This window comes from Streptomyces sp. BK208, from assembly GCF_004364245.1.
Taxonomy (GTDB): Bacteria; Actinomycetota; Actinomycetes; order Streptomycetales; family Streptomycetaceae; genus Streptomyces.
In genome coordinates, this window is sequence record NZ_SOAV01000001.1 from 475,149 (window position 1) to 489,011 (window position 13,863).

Sequence of the window (13,863 nt, forward strand, 5' to 3'; positions counted from 1 at the left end):
ACGGCAGGACGACGTCACGTGCGCGGCGGGTGCCCCCGTCCGCCCGCCCGCGTCCCGACGGACCGCGTCCCGACGGACCGCTGCCCGGCCCCGTCGGGGGTCGGGCAGCGGTCCGGGGGTCGGCCGTCGGTCCGCTGGCGGACACTGACCGCCGGCAGACACGGACCGGGGGACGCGGTCCCCGGGGACGGCGGTCCGGGGGGCGGGGCTGTGTCGAGCCCGCCGGACGTCAGCCCGTCGGACCCGAGCCGCCCACGCCGTCCGCGTCCGAGCCGTCGGACGTCAGCCGACAGCCGTCAGCCGTCAGCCGTCAGCCCGTCGGATGCGAGCCGTCCGAGCCGTCCACGCCCGTGCCGTCAGCCGCGTCACCGGTGCCGGCTCCGCTGCCGTCAGCCGCGCCGTCGTCGTCGGCACCGGAACCGGGGGCGCCCGAACCGCCGTCTCCGGAGGCATCACCGGCGCCACCCACGCCATCCGCGTCGCCCGCACCGGTGCCCTCGCCGCCCAGTGTGGCGCCGACCGCCTCCAGGGCGGTGGTGACCGGCTGGAAGAAGGTCTCGCCGCCGGCCGTGCAGTCGCCGCTGCCGCCGGAGGTCAGTCCGACCGCGAGGCCGTCCTGGGTGAACAGGGAGCCGCCGCTGTCTCCGGGCTCGGCGCAGACGTCGGTCTGTATGAGGCCCGTGACCGTGCCCTCGGGGTAGTTGACGGTGGCGTCCAGGCCGAGGACCCGGCCGTCGGCCAGTCCGGTCGTACTGCCCATGCGGAAGACCTGCTGCCCGACCGCCGCCTCCGCGGCCCGGCTGATCGCCAGTGTCCGGTCGCCCAGGTCGACCTCGCTCGGAGCCTCGGTCGCCGGGTCGTCGTACCTGACGAGCGCGAAGTCGCCCTCGCCGGGGAAGACCGCCTGGTCGACGGTGGCGATGGGCTGCCCGCCCTGCGCGTCGGACCACTGGTCGGCCGCGACCCCGCAGTGACCGGCCGTCAGGAAGGCGGGCGAGCCGTCGCCCGCGGTGACGTTGAAGCCGAGCGAGCAGCGTGCTCCGCCGCCGAAGACGGCGTCGCCGCCCGAGACGAAGGTCTTGAAGGTGCCGGCGGATTTCCTGACGGTCGCCATGCCGGAGCCGAGGTCCTGGACGGTGGACTCCAGCCGGTCCCAGCGGTCGCCGGTGACGGTGCTGTCGGCGGTCACCAGGATCTTGTTGGTGCGCGGATCGATCGCCCACGAGGTGCCCGGAATGCTCGCCCTGGATTTCAGGGTCTGCGCGCCGCTTTTCAGCTCACCCATGCTGTTGTCGACCTCGCGGACCGCCGCCCCCGCCTTCTTCGCCTCCACGACGCCCTGGTCGTCGTCGCCCGGGACGACGTTGACGACGAGCTGCCGGGCGCCCGGGTCGTAGTAGGAACCGGCGAAGGTGTCGCCGAGCAGGCCGGCCAGCCGTGAGGCGAGATCCGAGGCGTCCGCCGCCTTGAGGGTCCTGGGTGCCGGCGCGGCGTCCGGGGACCCGCCGTCCTGCGAGGCGTTGGCGTTCGGCAGCAGGACCGCGGCCGCGCCGAGCGCCACCACTCCGCCCGCCGCCATCGCGGCCCTGCGCTTGGGGATTCGCTTGTGACTCAACCTGCTCGACCTCCTGGGACCGGGGTCCGTGTCCACGGTCCGGCATCGGATGGGGGGCGCCTGGACGGCTGTTGGTACGCGCGGGCCGGGCAGGGCGTTCAGACGGTCCGTCGGATCGCGCCCCGTTCACGCGGTGCCCCGCACGGCGGCGCGACGGCCGTCGGCACCCTCCGCGTTCGTCCGACGACGCACTGTCCCGAACACGGAGCGGAATGACCGCTTCAGCGAATCTGCACATCGAATGCCCAACCCGGTCACCCCCGTCGGATCTTCTGCACAAGCCGACGGCGGTCCGCGCGCCTTTGCGGCGGGAGTGTCCCAATCGCACGCGTTCGGGCAAGGGGTCGTGCGGCGCGATGCCGCGCGCGGTGTGAAGAAGTCGCCGCGAAGGCGTGCGCGCTCCTGCACGCTTGGTCGCCCGGGCGTCGCAAGTGCGCTGGTGAGAGGGGTGATTGATTGGAAGCCCGCACCGGCCGCGTGCTTTGATCCATCGCACCGCGGGGGCCGCGGAGGGCTCGGGAAACGGGCCGCCCGGCGCCCGCGGTCGCGGCCGTCATCTGTCCCCAGAGGGGGCCGCTCCCCCCTTGTGAAAATGGCTATACGAAGGGAAGTTCCATCATGAACTCCACCCCCCAGGTTGAGACCGTCGAGATCTCCGACGCCGACCTCGACAACGTCTCCGGCGGCCTGAACGTGAACGCCGTCGGCACCGTCACCGGCCTGGTGGACGGCATCGCCCCGGTCTCCGGCCTGCTCAACACGGTCGTCGGTACCGTCGAGGGTGCCACCGGCCTGAACACGGCCCCGGTCACCAACCTGGTCGCCGGTCTCTGATCGCGCCCTTGCGTCGCTGAGTCCCGGAGCCGCCCAGGCTCCGGGGCTTTTCGGCCGTTCTCGCTCTTCGGCCGCTCCCGCTTCGGCCGATCGCGTTCTTCGGCCGTTCTCCATCGAGCCCTGGATACGTCAGCGTGCAGTTCCGCCAACAGGCCCTCGCAAAACTCCAGTCACCGGAGGAACTCGATCTCCCGGTGCGTTTCGCCCGTCCCCAGGGCTGGCTGGTGCTGTCCGTCACGGTGGTCGCGATGGCCGCCGCGTCCGTGTGGGCCGTGGGCGGCTCGGTGACCTCCACGGTCTCCGCCCCCGCCATCCTCACCCACGGGCAGGGCAGTTATCTGCTGCAGAGTCCCGTCTCGGGGCAGGTCACCGCGGTCCTGGCCCGCCCGGGTCAGCGCCTGGCCGCCGACGCCCCGGTACTGAAGGTCCGTACCGCCGACGGCGAGAGCGTGGTCCGCGCGGTCGACGCCGGCCGGGTCAGCGCACTCGCTGCCACCGTCGGGCAGATCATCGCTACCGGCGCGAACGTCGCCTCGGTGGAGAAGGTCGCCCACACCGACGACCCCCTCTACGCCACCGTGTACGTACCCGCCGAGAACGCCGCCGCCATCCCCGCGCACGCCCCCGTCGACCTGACCGTCCAGTCGGTGCCGACCCAGCAGTACGGCGTGCTGCACGGCACGGTGCAGTCCGTGGACCGCTCGGCCCAGTCGGAGCAGACCATCGGCGCGTTCCTCGGCGACAGCCAGCTCGGCGAGCAGTTCACCCGGGACGGCAGGCCGGTGGCCGTGACGGTGCGGCTGGCCGTCTCCCGGTCCACGAAGAGCGGCTACGACTGGTCCTCGGCGGACGGGCCGCCGTTCGCACTGACTTCCATGACTCTGGCGTCGGGCTCGATCCGGCTGGCCGACCAGCGTCCCGTCGATTGGCTGCTGCCGTGAGCACCGCACAGGAGACCCGGGGCAGACGCCGTGCCGCCCCGGCCGGGCGCGGTGTGCCCAAGGGCCGCGCGAAGACCGTCCGGACGCCGACCGTGCTCCAGATGGAGGCCGTGGAGTGCGGTGCCGCCTCACTCGCGATGGTGCTGGGGCACTACGGCCGCCACGTCCCGCTGGAGGAGCTGCGCATCGCCTGCGGCGTCTCCCGGGACGGGTCGCGCGCCAGCAACCTGCTGAAGGCGGCGCGCAGTTACGGGTTCACCGCCAAGGGCATGCAGATGGACCTGGCCGCCCTCGCCGGGGTGACGGCGCCGGCCATCCTGTTCTGGGAGTTCAACCACTACGTCGTCTACGACGGCATGGGCCGCCGCTTCGGGCGGCGCGGGGTGTTCATCAACGACCCCGGCAAGGGCCGCCGGTTCGTGTCCCTGGAGGACTTCGACGGGTCCTTCACCGGCGTCGTGCTGACGATGGAGCCCGGTGAGGGCTTCACCCGCGGCGGACGCAAGCCCGGTGTGCTCGGTGCGATGCCGGCCCGGTTGCGCGGTACCGCGGGCACGCTGCCCGCGGCCGTGCTCGCGAGCCTGCTGCTGGTGGCGGTGGGCGCGGCGGTGCCCGCGCTCAGCCGCACCTACATCGACATGTTCCTGATCGGGAGGCAGACCTCGCTGCTCGGCGTGCTGTTCGCGTCGATGGGCGCCTGTGTGCTGCTCACCGTGGTGCTGACCTGGCTCCAGCAGGCGAACCTGCTGCACGGCCGCATCATCTCCTCGACCCTCTCCAGCGCCCGCTTCCTGCGGCACCTGCTGCGGCTGCCGGTGACCTTCTTCTCCCAGCGCAGCCCGGCCGACCTTGTGCAGCGGCTCCAGTCCAACGACGCCGTCGCCGAGACGCTGGCCCGCGACCTCGCCGCGGCGGGCGTGGACGCGATCGTGGTCGTCCTGTACGCCGTGCTGCTGTACACGTACGACCCGCAGCTCACCTTCGTCGGCGTCGGTGTGGCGCTGCTCAACATCCTCGCGATGCGGATCGTCATCCGGCTGCGCGCGACCCGTACGGCGAAGCTGCGGGCGGACACGGCCCGGCTGACCAACACCGCGTACACCGGCCTCCAGCTGATCGAGACGATGAAGGCGACCGGCGGCGAGGACGGCTACTTCCGCAAGTGGGCCGGACAGCACGCCACCACTCTGGAGGAGCAGCAGCGCCTCGGGGTGCCGAGTGCCTGGCTGGGCGTGGTCGCGCCGACGCTGGCGACGCTGAACAGCGCGCTGATCCTGTGGATCGGCGGGATGCGCGCGGTCGAGGGTCACATCTCGGTAGGTCTGCTCGTCGCCTTCCAGGCGCTGGTGGTCCGCTTCACCGCCCCGCTGACCCGGCTGAACGGCGTCGCGGGCCGCATCCAGGACTTCGCCGCCGACGTGGCCCGGCTCAAGGACGTGGAGAACTTCCGGGCGGACCCGCTGTACGACCGTCCCGGCGGCGACTCCACGCGCCGGCTGCGCGGTCACGTGGAGCTGCAGAACGTCTCCTTCGGCTACAACCCGCTCGACAAGCCGCTGCTCACCGGATTCGACCTGACCGTCGGCCCGGGTCAGCAGGTGGCGCTGGTGGGCGGCTCGGGCAGCGGCAAGTCGACGGTGTCCCGGCTGATCTCCGGGCTCTACGCGCCCTGGGACGGGGTGATCCGCGTCGACGGGCAGCGGCTCGACGACATTCCGCGCGGGGCGCTGGCGTCCTCGGTCTCCTTCGTCGACCAGGACGTGTTCCTGTTCGAGGGCTCGGTGCGCGACAACGTGGCGCTGTGGGACCCGTCGATCCCCGACGACGCCGTGGTGGACGCGCTGAGGGACGCGGCGCTGTACGACGTGGTGATGCGCAGGCCGGGTGGCCTGCACAGCCCGGTCGAGCAGGACGGCCGCAACTTCTCCGGCGGTCAGCGCCAGCGCCTGGAGATCGCGCGGGCCCTGGTGCGCCGGCCCAGCATCCTGGTCCTGGACGAGGTGACCAGCGCGCTGGACGCGGAGACCGAACTGGTGGTCATGGACAACCTGCGCCGGCGCGGCTGCGCCTGCGTGGTGATCGCGCACCGGCTCAGCACCGTGCGGGACAGCGACGAGATCGTCGTCCTGGAGCACGGCACGGTGGTGGAGCGCGGGCGGCACGAGGAGCTGGTGGCGCGCGGTGGCGCGTACGCGGCGCTGGTCAGGGAGCGGTGAGATGACGACCGTGCAGGAGGGACAGGGCGACCTGGTCCTGGGGGCGCTCGGCTCGCTGGGTACGCGCGTCGACTGCGCCGGGTTCAACCGGCTCGACCTGGAGGGGCCGCAGGTGCTGTGGCTCGTGGTGTCGGGCGCGGTGGACCTGTTCGCCGTCGACGCCCGGGAGCAGGGCCACTGGCACCATCTGGGACGCCTGGAGGCCGGCTCGGTACTGCTGGGGCCGGTGTCCGGACCGCAGCACACACTGGTGGCGCGTCCGCTGCGGGACTGCGTGGTGCACCGCATCGCCCTGCGCGAGCTGTACCAGCCGGCGCACACCCAGACCTGGTCGTACGACGCCTACGGCAACCCGCAGTACGTGCCGCCGACGACGAGTCCGCTGGAGTACGCCCTCGCGCTCGGCGTGGGCCGGGGCCTGACCGTCCTCTTCCAGGCGCCGATGGCCGGCGAGCGGGCGGGCGCGCCCACCGACGACGACGTGTTCTGGATGCAGGTGCCGCCCGGCAGCGTGCAGTACGGGGCGGTCTACGGCGAGGAGGCGGCCGCCGACCTGCTGATGGACCCGGCGCTGTGGCAGAGCATGGTCGACCAGCAGTACCGGCTGCTGACCACCCTGGACCGCTGGATCGAACAGCTGGAACGCACCCACGAGACCCGGACCGCCGCCGGTATCAAGGCCGGTGAGGCGGTGCGCGCGCAGGCCGACCGTACGCTGCTGGCCTCCATCGGCAAGCGGTCGGCGCAGCGCACCACGGCCGCCGACGCGGACGCCACGTACGCGGCGTGCAGACTGGTCGCCCGCGCCGCCGGGATACCGCTGGCCGAACCGGCCGTGGGGGGCACGGAGAGCGAGCGGCTCGACCCGGTGGAGCGCATCGCGCTCGCCTCACGCGTGCGCACCAGGTCCGTACGGCTGGAGGACCGCTGGTGGCGCGACGACGTCGGGCCGCTGGTCGGGCACCGCACCCTGTCGGGGGCGCCGGTGGCGCTGCTGTGGCGGCGCGGGGGTTATGTGGCCGTGCATCCGGCGACCGGGCGCGAGACGCCGGTGGAGAAGGCCAACGCCGGGGAGTTCGAGCCGCGTGCGGTGATGTTCTACCGGCCGCTGCCGGAGCGGCGGCTGGGTCCGCTGAGGCTGCTGCGGTTCTGCCTGACCGGCACCCGCGGTGATCTGACGGGCCTGCTGCTCGCCGGTCTGGTGACGGTGGGCCTCGGCGCGCTGGTGCCGATCGCGACGGGCAAGGTGCTCGGCGAGTTCGTGCCGAAGGCGCAGACCGGGCTGATCGTGCAGGTGTGCCTCGCGGTGATGCTGAGCAGCGTCGTCGCGGCGGCCTTCATGCTGTTGCAGAACCTCACCATGCTGCGCCTGGAGGGCCGCATCGAGGCGACGCTGCAGCCCGCCGTCTGGGACCGGCTGCTGCGGTTGCCGACGAAGTTCTTCACCGAGCGCTCCACCGGTGAACTGGCGAGCGCGGCCATGGGCATCAGCGCGATCCGCAGACTGCTGGCGGGGGTCGGGCCGACGGTGGCCCAGTCGGTCACCGTCGGTGCGGTGAACCTGGTCCTGCTGTTCTGGTACAGCGTGCCGATGGCGCTCGCGGCGATCGGCATGCTGGTGGTCGTCGCCGGGGTCTTCCTGGGGCTCGGGCTGTGGCAGGTGCGCTGGCAGCGGCGGCTGGTCAAGCTCACCAACAAGCTGAACAACCAGGCGTTCCAGACACTGCGCGGACTGCCCAAGCTGCGAGTGGCGGCGGCGGAGAACTACGCCTACGCGGCGTGGGCGGAACGGTTCGCGCAGAGCCGCGAGCTGCAGCAGCGGGCGGGCCGGATCAAGAACCTGAACGCCGTTCTCGGTGCGGTCTACCTGCCGCTGTGCACGCTGCTGATGTTCATGCTGCTGGCCGGTCCGGCGGACGGTTCGATGTCGGCGGCCGAGTTCCTCACCTTCAACGCGTCGGTGACGATGCTGCTGACCTCGGTCACCCAGCTGACCGGCGCCTTCGTGTCGGGAGTGGCGGCGCTGCCGCTGTTCGAGGAGATCCGGCCGGTGCTGGACGCCACGCCCGAGGTGCGGACGGCGAGCACGCGGCCGGGACCGCTGTCGGGGGCCATCGAGGCGCGTCGGCTGTCGTTCCGGTACACCGACGACGGACCGCTGGTCCTGGACGACGTGTCCTTCGAGGTGCGCCCCGGCGAGTTCGTGGCGGTCGTCGGCCCCAGCGGCTGCGGCAAGTCGACGCTGCTGCGGCTGCTCATCGGCTTCGACCGGCCGCTGTCGGGCAGCGTCCTGTACGACGGTCAGGACCTGGCCGCGCTGGACCGGTCGGCGGTGCGCAGGCAGTGCGGGGTGGTGCTCCAGCACGCGCAGCCGTTCACCGGCTCGATCCTGGACGTCATCTGCGGAACCGAGCCGTACACGCCCGAGGAGGCGATGGCCGCGGCCGAGATGGCGGGACTGGCGGAGGACATCAAGCGGATGCCGATGGGCCTGCACACCATCGTGTCGGGCAGTGGAGCGGTCTCCGGGGGGCAGCGGCAGCGGTTGATGATCGCGCAGGCGCTGATCCGCCGGCCGCGCGTCCTCTTCTTCGACGAGGCCACCAGCGCCCTGGACAACGAGACGCAGCGCACGGTGATCGAGTCCACCAAGGCGCTCAACGCCAGCCGCGTCGTGATCGCGCACCGCCTGTCCACGGTGCTGGACGCCGACCGCGTGATCGTGATGGAGGACGGCAAGGTCGCCCAGCAGGGCTCGCCTGCCGAGCTGCTCGCCGACACCGGCGGCCGGCTGCACGAGCTGGTGCGGCGGCAGCTGGCCTGACCGGCGCGCACCTGGGTACTTGTTGCCCTTATGCGGATCAGCTTGGTGGATGTGGGGTCGAACACGGTCCGGCTCATGGTGGCGGACGCCGAGGGCGGGGTCCCGCTGCCGGTGCACACCGCGAAGTGGCGGCTGCGTCTGTCGGAGCAGGTGAGGCCGGGTGACCCGGTCCCCGAGGAGGCCGTGGAGCGGCTGGTGTCGGCGGTCGCCGACGCGAGCAGGACCGCGGGCCGGTGGGGTGCGTCGGGACCGCTGGCCTTCGCGACCGCCGTGGTGCGCGCCGCGCCGAACCGGCGTGAGGTGCTGCGCACCGTCCAGGACCGCACCGGGGTGCCGCTGTGCACCCTGCCCGGCGAGGTCGAGGCGGAACTGACGTTCCTCGGGGCACGGCGCTGGATGGGCTGGCGGGCGGGTCCGCTCGCCCTGCTCGACATAGGCGGCGGATCGCTGGAGCTGGCGTTCGGACGCGGCCGGCTGCCGGGCTTCGTGGCCTCTCTGCCGCTGGGGGCGGCCCGGCTGACCCACGAGTTCCTGGCGGGTGGTCAGGACCCGGCGTCGCCGGACCAGCTGCGGGCGCTGCGCCGCAGGGTCCGCCACCAGCTGCGGGACGCGGCGGCACGGATCCGCTGGGAGGGACCGCGCACCGCCGTGGCCACCTCGCGCACCTTCCAGCAGCTGGGGCGGTTGTGCGGGGCCCCGCCCGGTCGGCACGGGCCCTTCACGGAGCGCCGGATGCGCTGCTCGGACCTGGGGGACGCGGTCACCCGGCTGGCCGCCCTGTCCGCGCCCGAGCGGGCCCTGCTGCCCGGCATCTCGGCGCCGCGCGCGGCACAGAGCCTGGCCGGCGCCGTCGTGGGTCACACCGCGATGAAGCTGACCGGTCTCGACTCGGTGGCGCTCTGCCCCTGGGCGATCCGGGAGGGCGTCCTGTTGCGGCACATCGAGGACGGCCCGTCCTGGTGGGCCGAGGTCGTCCGCCGCAGCGACGAGGCCGCGCCTCCGGCACCGGCGCCACTGCGGCTCGCGTCCACGTCCGGCTGACCGCTGGAACACCGGTACGACCAGCACAACCGGTACCACCACACGGACCGGCAGAACCGGAAGCACGTACGAGGAGAGGAGCACTTCGTGTCCCACAACGGTGAGCACGACCACGAGCAGCCCCGGACCGCCGTGGAGGAGGTCCTGCGCGAGGTGGAGAACGCCAGGCCCCGCGACGCGGAGTCCGACGAGAAGGAGCACCGGGGCGAGGCCGGCGACGCCACCTCGCCGAACACCGGCGCCCAGGAGGACGCCGAGGGCGAGTGACGCACCGCTCGGCGCGCCCGGGGGTGCCGCGGCGGTCTCCGGGTACTCGCGGCGCATGGAGTTCGACCGCGAAGGACCACGACTGCCGGCGCCCCGGGGACCGGTCTCCGAGGCAGTCACCGCACATCTGCTGGGAACGGGCCCGTTGCCGGCCCCCGAGGCCGTCGCCGCCGCACCGGTCTACGGCGACGACCTGCAGCTGGCCCTGTACCAGTGCTACGAGCTGCACTACCGGGGCTTCGCCGGTGTCTCGCCCGACCTGGAGTGGGACCCGGACCTGCTGCGCACCCGGGCCGGACTCGAGCGGCGCTTCCTGGCCGCCCTGCGGGCCGACACCCCCGTGCACGACAGTGTGGAGGACGCGGTGGGGGCGCTGCTCGTCGAACCCGTCCACGGTGAGGGTGTCAGCCACTTCCTCCGGGACGAGGGCGAGTTGTGGCAGCTGCGCGAGTACGCGGCCCAGCGTTCCCTGTACCACCTGAAGGAGGCCGACCCGCACGCCTGGGTGCTGCCGCGGCTGTGGGGCCGCTCGAAGGCGGCGATGGCGGCGGTGGAGTTCGACGAGTACGGCGGTGGCCGCGCGGACCGGGTGCACGCCCGTCTGTTCGCCGACCTGATGACGGATCTGGACCTGGACACGACGTACGGGTGCCACCTCGACGCGGCCTCGGCCGAATGCCTGGCCACGGTGAACATGATGTCCCTGTTCGGGCTGCACCGGGCCCTGCGCGGCGCGCTGGTGGGGCATTTCGCGGCGGTGGAGATCACCTCGTCGCCCGGTTCCCGGCGGCTCGCCGAGGCGATGCGCCGTACCGGTGCGGGCCCGGCCGCCGAGCACTTCTACGACGAGCACGTCGAGGCCGACGCGGTCCATGAGCAGATCGTGCGGCACGAGGTCATCGACGGCCTGCTCGAGCAGGAGCCGTGGCTCGCGCCGGACGTCGTGTTCGGCATCGACGCCACCGGATTCGTCGAGGACCGCTTCGGTGACCGGCTGCTCGCCGACTGGCGGGCGGGACGGTCGTCCCTGCGCACGCCGCTGCCGGCCACGTCGCGCGTGCGTGAGGAAACTGCTCATATTCCGTGACGGCCGGGGTACCTGGGGTCCGTGAATTTCATGGTGCTACCGGGCGTCTACGCCCCCCAGGAGGACACCGCCCTGCTGGTCGGGGCGCTGTCCGACGAGCCGCTCCCGCCGGGCGCGGCCGTACTCGACGTGGGCACCGGCACGGGCGCGCTCGCCCTGGCCGCTGCCCGGCGGGGCGGCCGGGTGACCGCCGTGGACGTGTCCTGGCGCGCGGTGTGCGCCGCGCGGCTCAACGCCGCCCGGGCCGGGCTGCGGATCCGCGTCCGGCACGGCAACCTCTTCACGCCGGTACGCGGTGAGTCCTTCGACCTGGTGCTGGCGAACCCGCCGTACGTTCCGGCGCCGGGCGGTGGCCGGCGGCCGCGCGGTGCCGCCCGGGCCTGGGACGCCGGCCACGACGGCCGCATGGTCCTGGACCGGATCTGCCGGGAGGCGCCCGGGCTGCTGCGCCCCGGAGGCGTGCTGCTGCTCGTGCAGTCGGCGCTCAGCGATCCCGCAAGGACCGAGGCCCTGTTGCGCGAGGCGGGCATGAAGGCCGCGGTGACCCGGCGGCAGCGGATCGCGTTCGGTCCGGTGCTGCGCGGCCGGGAGCGCTGGCTGCGCCAGCGCGGGCTGCTGTCCATGGCCGAGTACGAGGAAGAGCTGGTGGTGGTCCGTGCCGAACTCCCCGTCTGAGACCCCTGACACCCCCGGCCCGCAGGAGGCTCCGCGCCGGATCAGGATCCAGCGCCGGGGGCCCCTGCTGGTGGAAGGGCCGGTGGAGGTGGAACTGGAGGACGGTACGACGGTGTCCTCCGACCGTTTCCGGGTGGCACTGTGCACCTGTCGCCGCAGCCGGCGTTATCCCTGGTGCGACACCAGCCACCGGGCCCGGTCGGGCGGGTCCGCCGACGGGCACGCCGGCCAGGAGTGACCTGGCGGCGCCTGAACCGGGAGGACGGCGGACGGCCCCACTCCGTCCGCCGCCCCCGGTGCGGGGCCGCGGGACCCGTGCGGCGGCGCTCGCACTCCCCAGTAGCGAGCCGCCGATCACGCCGCACGGTCCGGACGGTCCCGGTCCCTCAGAACGTGAAGACGCTCTCGCTTCCCGCGTTCTTCACGCACTCGTTGGCGAAGGTGCGCTCGTAGGAGAGGCGCCGGCCCTGCCAGACCCCCTCGACGGTGACGACCACGGGGGCGTACTCCCGGGTGCACATCACCGAGTCCTCGGCGGCGAGGACGCTCGGGTCCCCGCCCGCGGCGCGCAGTTCCGCGCAGGCCGCGGGGGCCGCGGGGTGGGTTCCGGAAGCCGTCGGGGCGCAGGTCAGGGTGACCGCGCGCAGGGGTGCGGCGGTGGCAGCGCTCTCTCCGTGTCCCACGGTCAGCACCAGGGCCGAGGGGGCGTAGAGCGACGCGGGGGCGTTGGCCGGGGAGGCAAGGGAGGCCCCGGCGAGGGGCCCGCAGACGGCGGTGGCCGTCAGGCCCAGAGTCGCTGCCCAGCGCGCGGTGTTCCGCATTGTGTGCATCCTTCCGCTCGTTTCGAGGGTGATGCCGGCCCGGCTCGGTCGGTGCCGGAACGGCGAGCGCGAGTCTGCCGAGTCCGGCACCGAAACTCATCTCGACCCCATGGATTTCGGTAACCTTGGGTATTCAATCAGTGGCGCGAAGTCACGAAATTGGAACGTTCCAAGTCCGGATCTGCGCGTTTCTTGATCGATTATTGAGATCAGAACTGGCCGAATGGCGTGATCCACACCTTCGCCAATAGGCCGGAAACATCCCTGAAACAGACCCGTCGACCCCGACGGCCGCCCTTTCGTACCCGCGGGTAGGGTGCCGGCAGCGCGAGCCCGACGAGGAGAGGCGGACCCGGGATGCCGAAGCACTGGGCGGATTTCCAGTACGAGATCTATCTGAACGGCATGACGGGCGCGGTCCCGCGGCTGCCCACCGACCTGACCCGGCTGGAGGAGCTGACCGAGCGGCGCCTGGGCCCCGGCCCCTTCGGGTACGTCGCGGGAAGTGCCGGCGACGGCAGCACCGCCCGGGCCAACCGGGCGGCGCTGGACAGGCACCGGATCGTTCCGCGCATGCTGCGGGACGTGCACGAGCGCGACCTGCGCGTCGAGGTCCTGGGCCGCGAACTGCCCGCCCCGCTGGCGCTGGCGCCGGTCGGCGTCCTGTCGATCATGCACCCGGACGCGGAGCCCGCCGCCGCCCGGGCCGCCGCCGCCCAGGGCGTGCCGTACATCCTCTCCTCCGCCTCCAGCACGCCCATGGAGCAGGTCGCCGAGGCGATGGGGGACGCCGAGCGCTGGTTCCAGCTGTACTGGCCGAAGGACCGCGAGGTGGCGCGCAGCTTCCTGGCCCGTGCCCGGGCGGCCGGGTACACCGCGCTGTTCGTCACGCTGGACACGCCGCTGCTGTCCTGGCGCCCGCGCGACCTCGACCAGGCGTACCTGCCCTTCCTGCACGGGGTGGGCACCGCCAACTACTTCTCGGACCCGGCCTTCCGCGCCGGGCTGGCGAAGCCGGTGCACGAGGATCCGAACGCGGCGGTGATGCATTTCGTCGGCATGTTCTCCGATCCCGCCAAGTCCTGGCCCGACCTGGCGTTCCTGCGGGAGAACTGGGACGGCCCGATCGTCCTCAAGGGCGTCCTGCACCCGGACGACGCCCGGCTCGCCGCCGACGCCGGGATGGACGGCGTGGTCGTCTCCAACCACGGCGGCCGTCAGGTGGCCGGGTCCGTCGCGGCGGCCGACGCCCTGCCGCGGGTGGTGGAGGCGGTCGGCGACCGGCTGACCGTCCTCTTCGACAGCGGTGTCCGCACCGGCGACGACGTCTTCAAGGCCCTCGCGCTCGGTGCGCGGGCGGTCCTCCTGGGCCGTCCCTACGCCTACGGACTCGGCCTGGACGGCCAGGCCGGTGTCGAGCACGTGATCCGCTGCCTGCTCGCCGAACTCGACCTCACCCTGGCCCTGTCCGGGCACGCCTCACCGGCCACGCCGGGGCCCGCCGACCTCGTCGAGGACCCGGCGTGAGGGTGCGGTGGCGCC

12 protein-coding genes are annotated in these 13,863 nt (G+C 73.0%); 10 read left to right on the top strand and 2 right to left on the bottom strand.

Annotation, left to right across the window (positions count from 1 at the left end; translation table 11 throughout):
- Positions 1–310: 310 nt before the first annotated feature.
- Positions 311–1,615 carry a S1 family peptidase gene (locus tag EV562_RS02255; RefSeq protein WP_133884918.1) on the bottom strand — a complete coding sequence of 435 codons (1,305 nt, stop codon included), beginning with the start codon at positions 1,613–1,615 and terminating at the stop codon, positions 311–313.
- Between the two features lie 618 nt (positions 1,616–2,233).
- Between EV562_RS02255 and EV562_RS02260 the strand changes: the two genes are divergently transcribed.
- The 9 genes from EV562_RS02260 (at position 2,234) to EV562_RS02300 (ending at position 11,738) form a co-directional block, all read left to right on the top strand.
- Positions 2,234–2,449: a type A2 lantipeptide gene (locus EV562_RS02260; protein ID WP_133884919.1), complete on the top strand. Its 216-nt coding sequence runs from the start codon at positions 2,234–2,236 to the stop codon at positions 2,447–2,449.
- A gap of 134 nt (positions 2,450–2,583) precedes the next feature.
- Positions 2,584–3,390: an HlyD family efflux transporter periplasmic adaptor subunit gene (locus tag EV562_RS02265; protein WP_133884920.1), complete on the top strand. Its 807-nt coding sequence runs from the start codon at positions 2,584–2,586 to the stop codon at positions 3,388–3,390.
- The gene (locus EV562_RS02270; RefSeq protein WP_133884921.1) at positions 3,387–5,606 is read left to right on the top strand and encodes an NHLP family bacteriocin export ABC transporter peptidase/permease/ATPase subunit; all 2,220 of its coding nucleotides are present in this window, start codon (positions 3,387–3,389) and stop codon (positions 5,604–5,606) included. Before EV562_RS02265 ends, EV562_RS02270 begins: the two co-directional genes overlap by 4 nt.
- 1 nt (position 5,607) lies before the next feature.
- Complete coding sequence (locus EV562_RS02275) at positions 5,608–8,430, top strand: NHLP bacteriocin export ABC transporter permease/ATPase subunit (RefSeq protein WP_133884922.1); 2,823 nt, start codon at positions 5,608–5,610, stop codon at positions 8,428–8,430.
- A gap of 30 nt (positions 8,431–8,460) precedes the next feature.
- Positions 8,461–9,471 carry a Ppx/GppA family phosphatase gene (locus EV562_RS02280; RefSeq protein WP_133884923.1) on the top strand — a complete coding sequence of 337 codons (1,011 nt, stop codon included), beginning with the start codon at positions 8,461–8,463 and terminating at the stop codon, positions 9,469–9,471.
- Positions 9,472–9,558: 87 nt separating this feature from the next.
- Positions 9,559–9,738, top strand: a complete 180-nt coding sequence (locus EV562_RS02285; protein WP_133884924.1) for a hypothetical protein — start codon at positions 9,559–9,561, stop codon at positions 9,736–9,738.
- Positions 9,739–9,793: 55 nt separating this feature from the next.
- Positions 9,794–10,825 carry an iron-containing redox enzyme family protein gene (locus EV562_RS02290; RefSeq protein ID WP_133884925.1) on the top strand — a complete coding sequence of 344 codons (1,032 nt, stop codon included), beginning with the start codon at positions 9,794–9,796 and terminating at the stop codon, positions 10,823–10,825.
- A 30-nt stretch (positions 10,826–10,855) separates the two neighbouring features.
- Complete coding sequence (locus EV562_RS02295; RefSeq protein ID WP_208298267.1) at positions 10,856–11,500, top strand: HemK2/MTQ2 family protein methyltransferase; 645 nt, start codon at positions 10,856–10,858, stop codon at positions 11,498–11,500.
- On the top strand, positions 11,481–11,738 hold the full coding sequence (locus EV562_RS02300) for a CDGSH iron-sulfur domain-containing protein (protein ID WP_166661531.1): 258 nt from the start codon (positions 11,481–11,483) through the stop codon (positions 11,736–11,738). Before EV562_RS02295 ends, EV562_RS02300 begins: the two co-directional genes overlap by 20 nt.
- 148 nt (positions 11,739–11,886) lie before the next feature.
- Here EV562_RS02300 and EV562_RS02305 read toward each other — a convergent pair whose 3' ends face one another.
- Complete coding sequence (locus tag EV562_RS02305; protein ID WP_133884927.1) at positions 11,887–12,321, bottom strand: protease inhibitor; 435 nt, start codon at positions 12,319–12,321, stop codon at positions 11,887–11,889.
- Between the two features lie 357 nt (positions 12,322–12,678).
- Between EV562_RS02305 and EV562_RS02310 the strand changes: the two genes are divergently transcribed.
- Positions 12,679–13,848 carry a lactate 2-monooxygenase gene (locus EV562_RS02310; protein ID WP_133884928.1) on the top strand — a complete coding sequence of 390 codons (1,170 nt, stop codon included), beginning with the start codon at positions 12,679–12,681 and terminating at the stop codon, positions 13,846–13,848.
- Positions 13,849–13,863: the final 15 nt, after the last annotated feature.

What these genes read in the sequence shown, in the direction of transcription:
- EV562_RS02260 (WP_133884919.1), top strand. Translation starts at nt 2,234, where the DNA reads ATGAACTCCACCCCCCAGGTTGAGACCGTCGAGATCTCCGACGCCGAC.
- EV562_RS02290 (WP_133884925.1), top strand. Translation starts at nt 9,794, where the DNA reads ATGGAGTTCGACCGCGAAGGACCACGACTGCCGGCGCCCCGGGGACCG.
- EV562_RS02280 (WP_133884923.1), top strand. Translation starts at nt 8,461, where the DNA reads ATGCGGATCAGCTTGGTGGATGTGGGGTCGAACACGGTCCGGCTCATG.
- EV562_RS02310 (WP_133884928.1), top strand. Translation starts at nt 12,679, where the DNA reads ATGCCGAAGCACTGGGCGGATTTCCAGTACGAGATCTATCTGAACGGC.
- EV562_RS02275 (WP_133884922.1), top strand. Translation starts at nt 5,608, where the DNA reads ATGACGACCGTGCAGGAGGGACAGGGCGACCTGGTCCTGGGGGCGCTC.
- EV562_RS02295 (WP_208298267.1), top strand. Translation starts at nt 10,856, where the DNA reads ATGGTGCTACCGGGCGTCTACGCCCCCCAGGAGGACACCGCCCTGCTG.
- EV562_RS02305 (WP_133884927.1), bottom strand. Translation starts at nt 12,321, where the DNA reads ATGCGGAACACCGCGCGCTGGGCAGCGACTCTGGGCCTGACGGCCACC.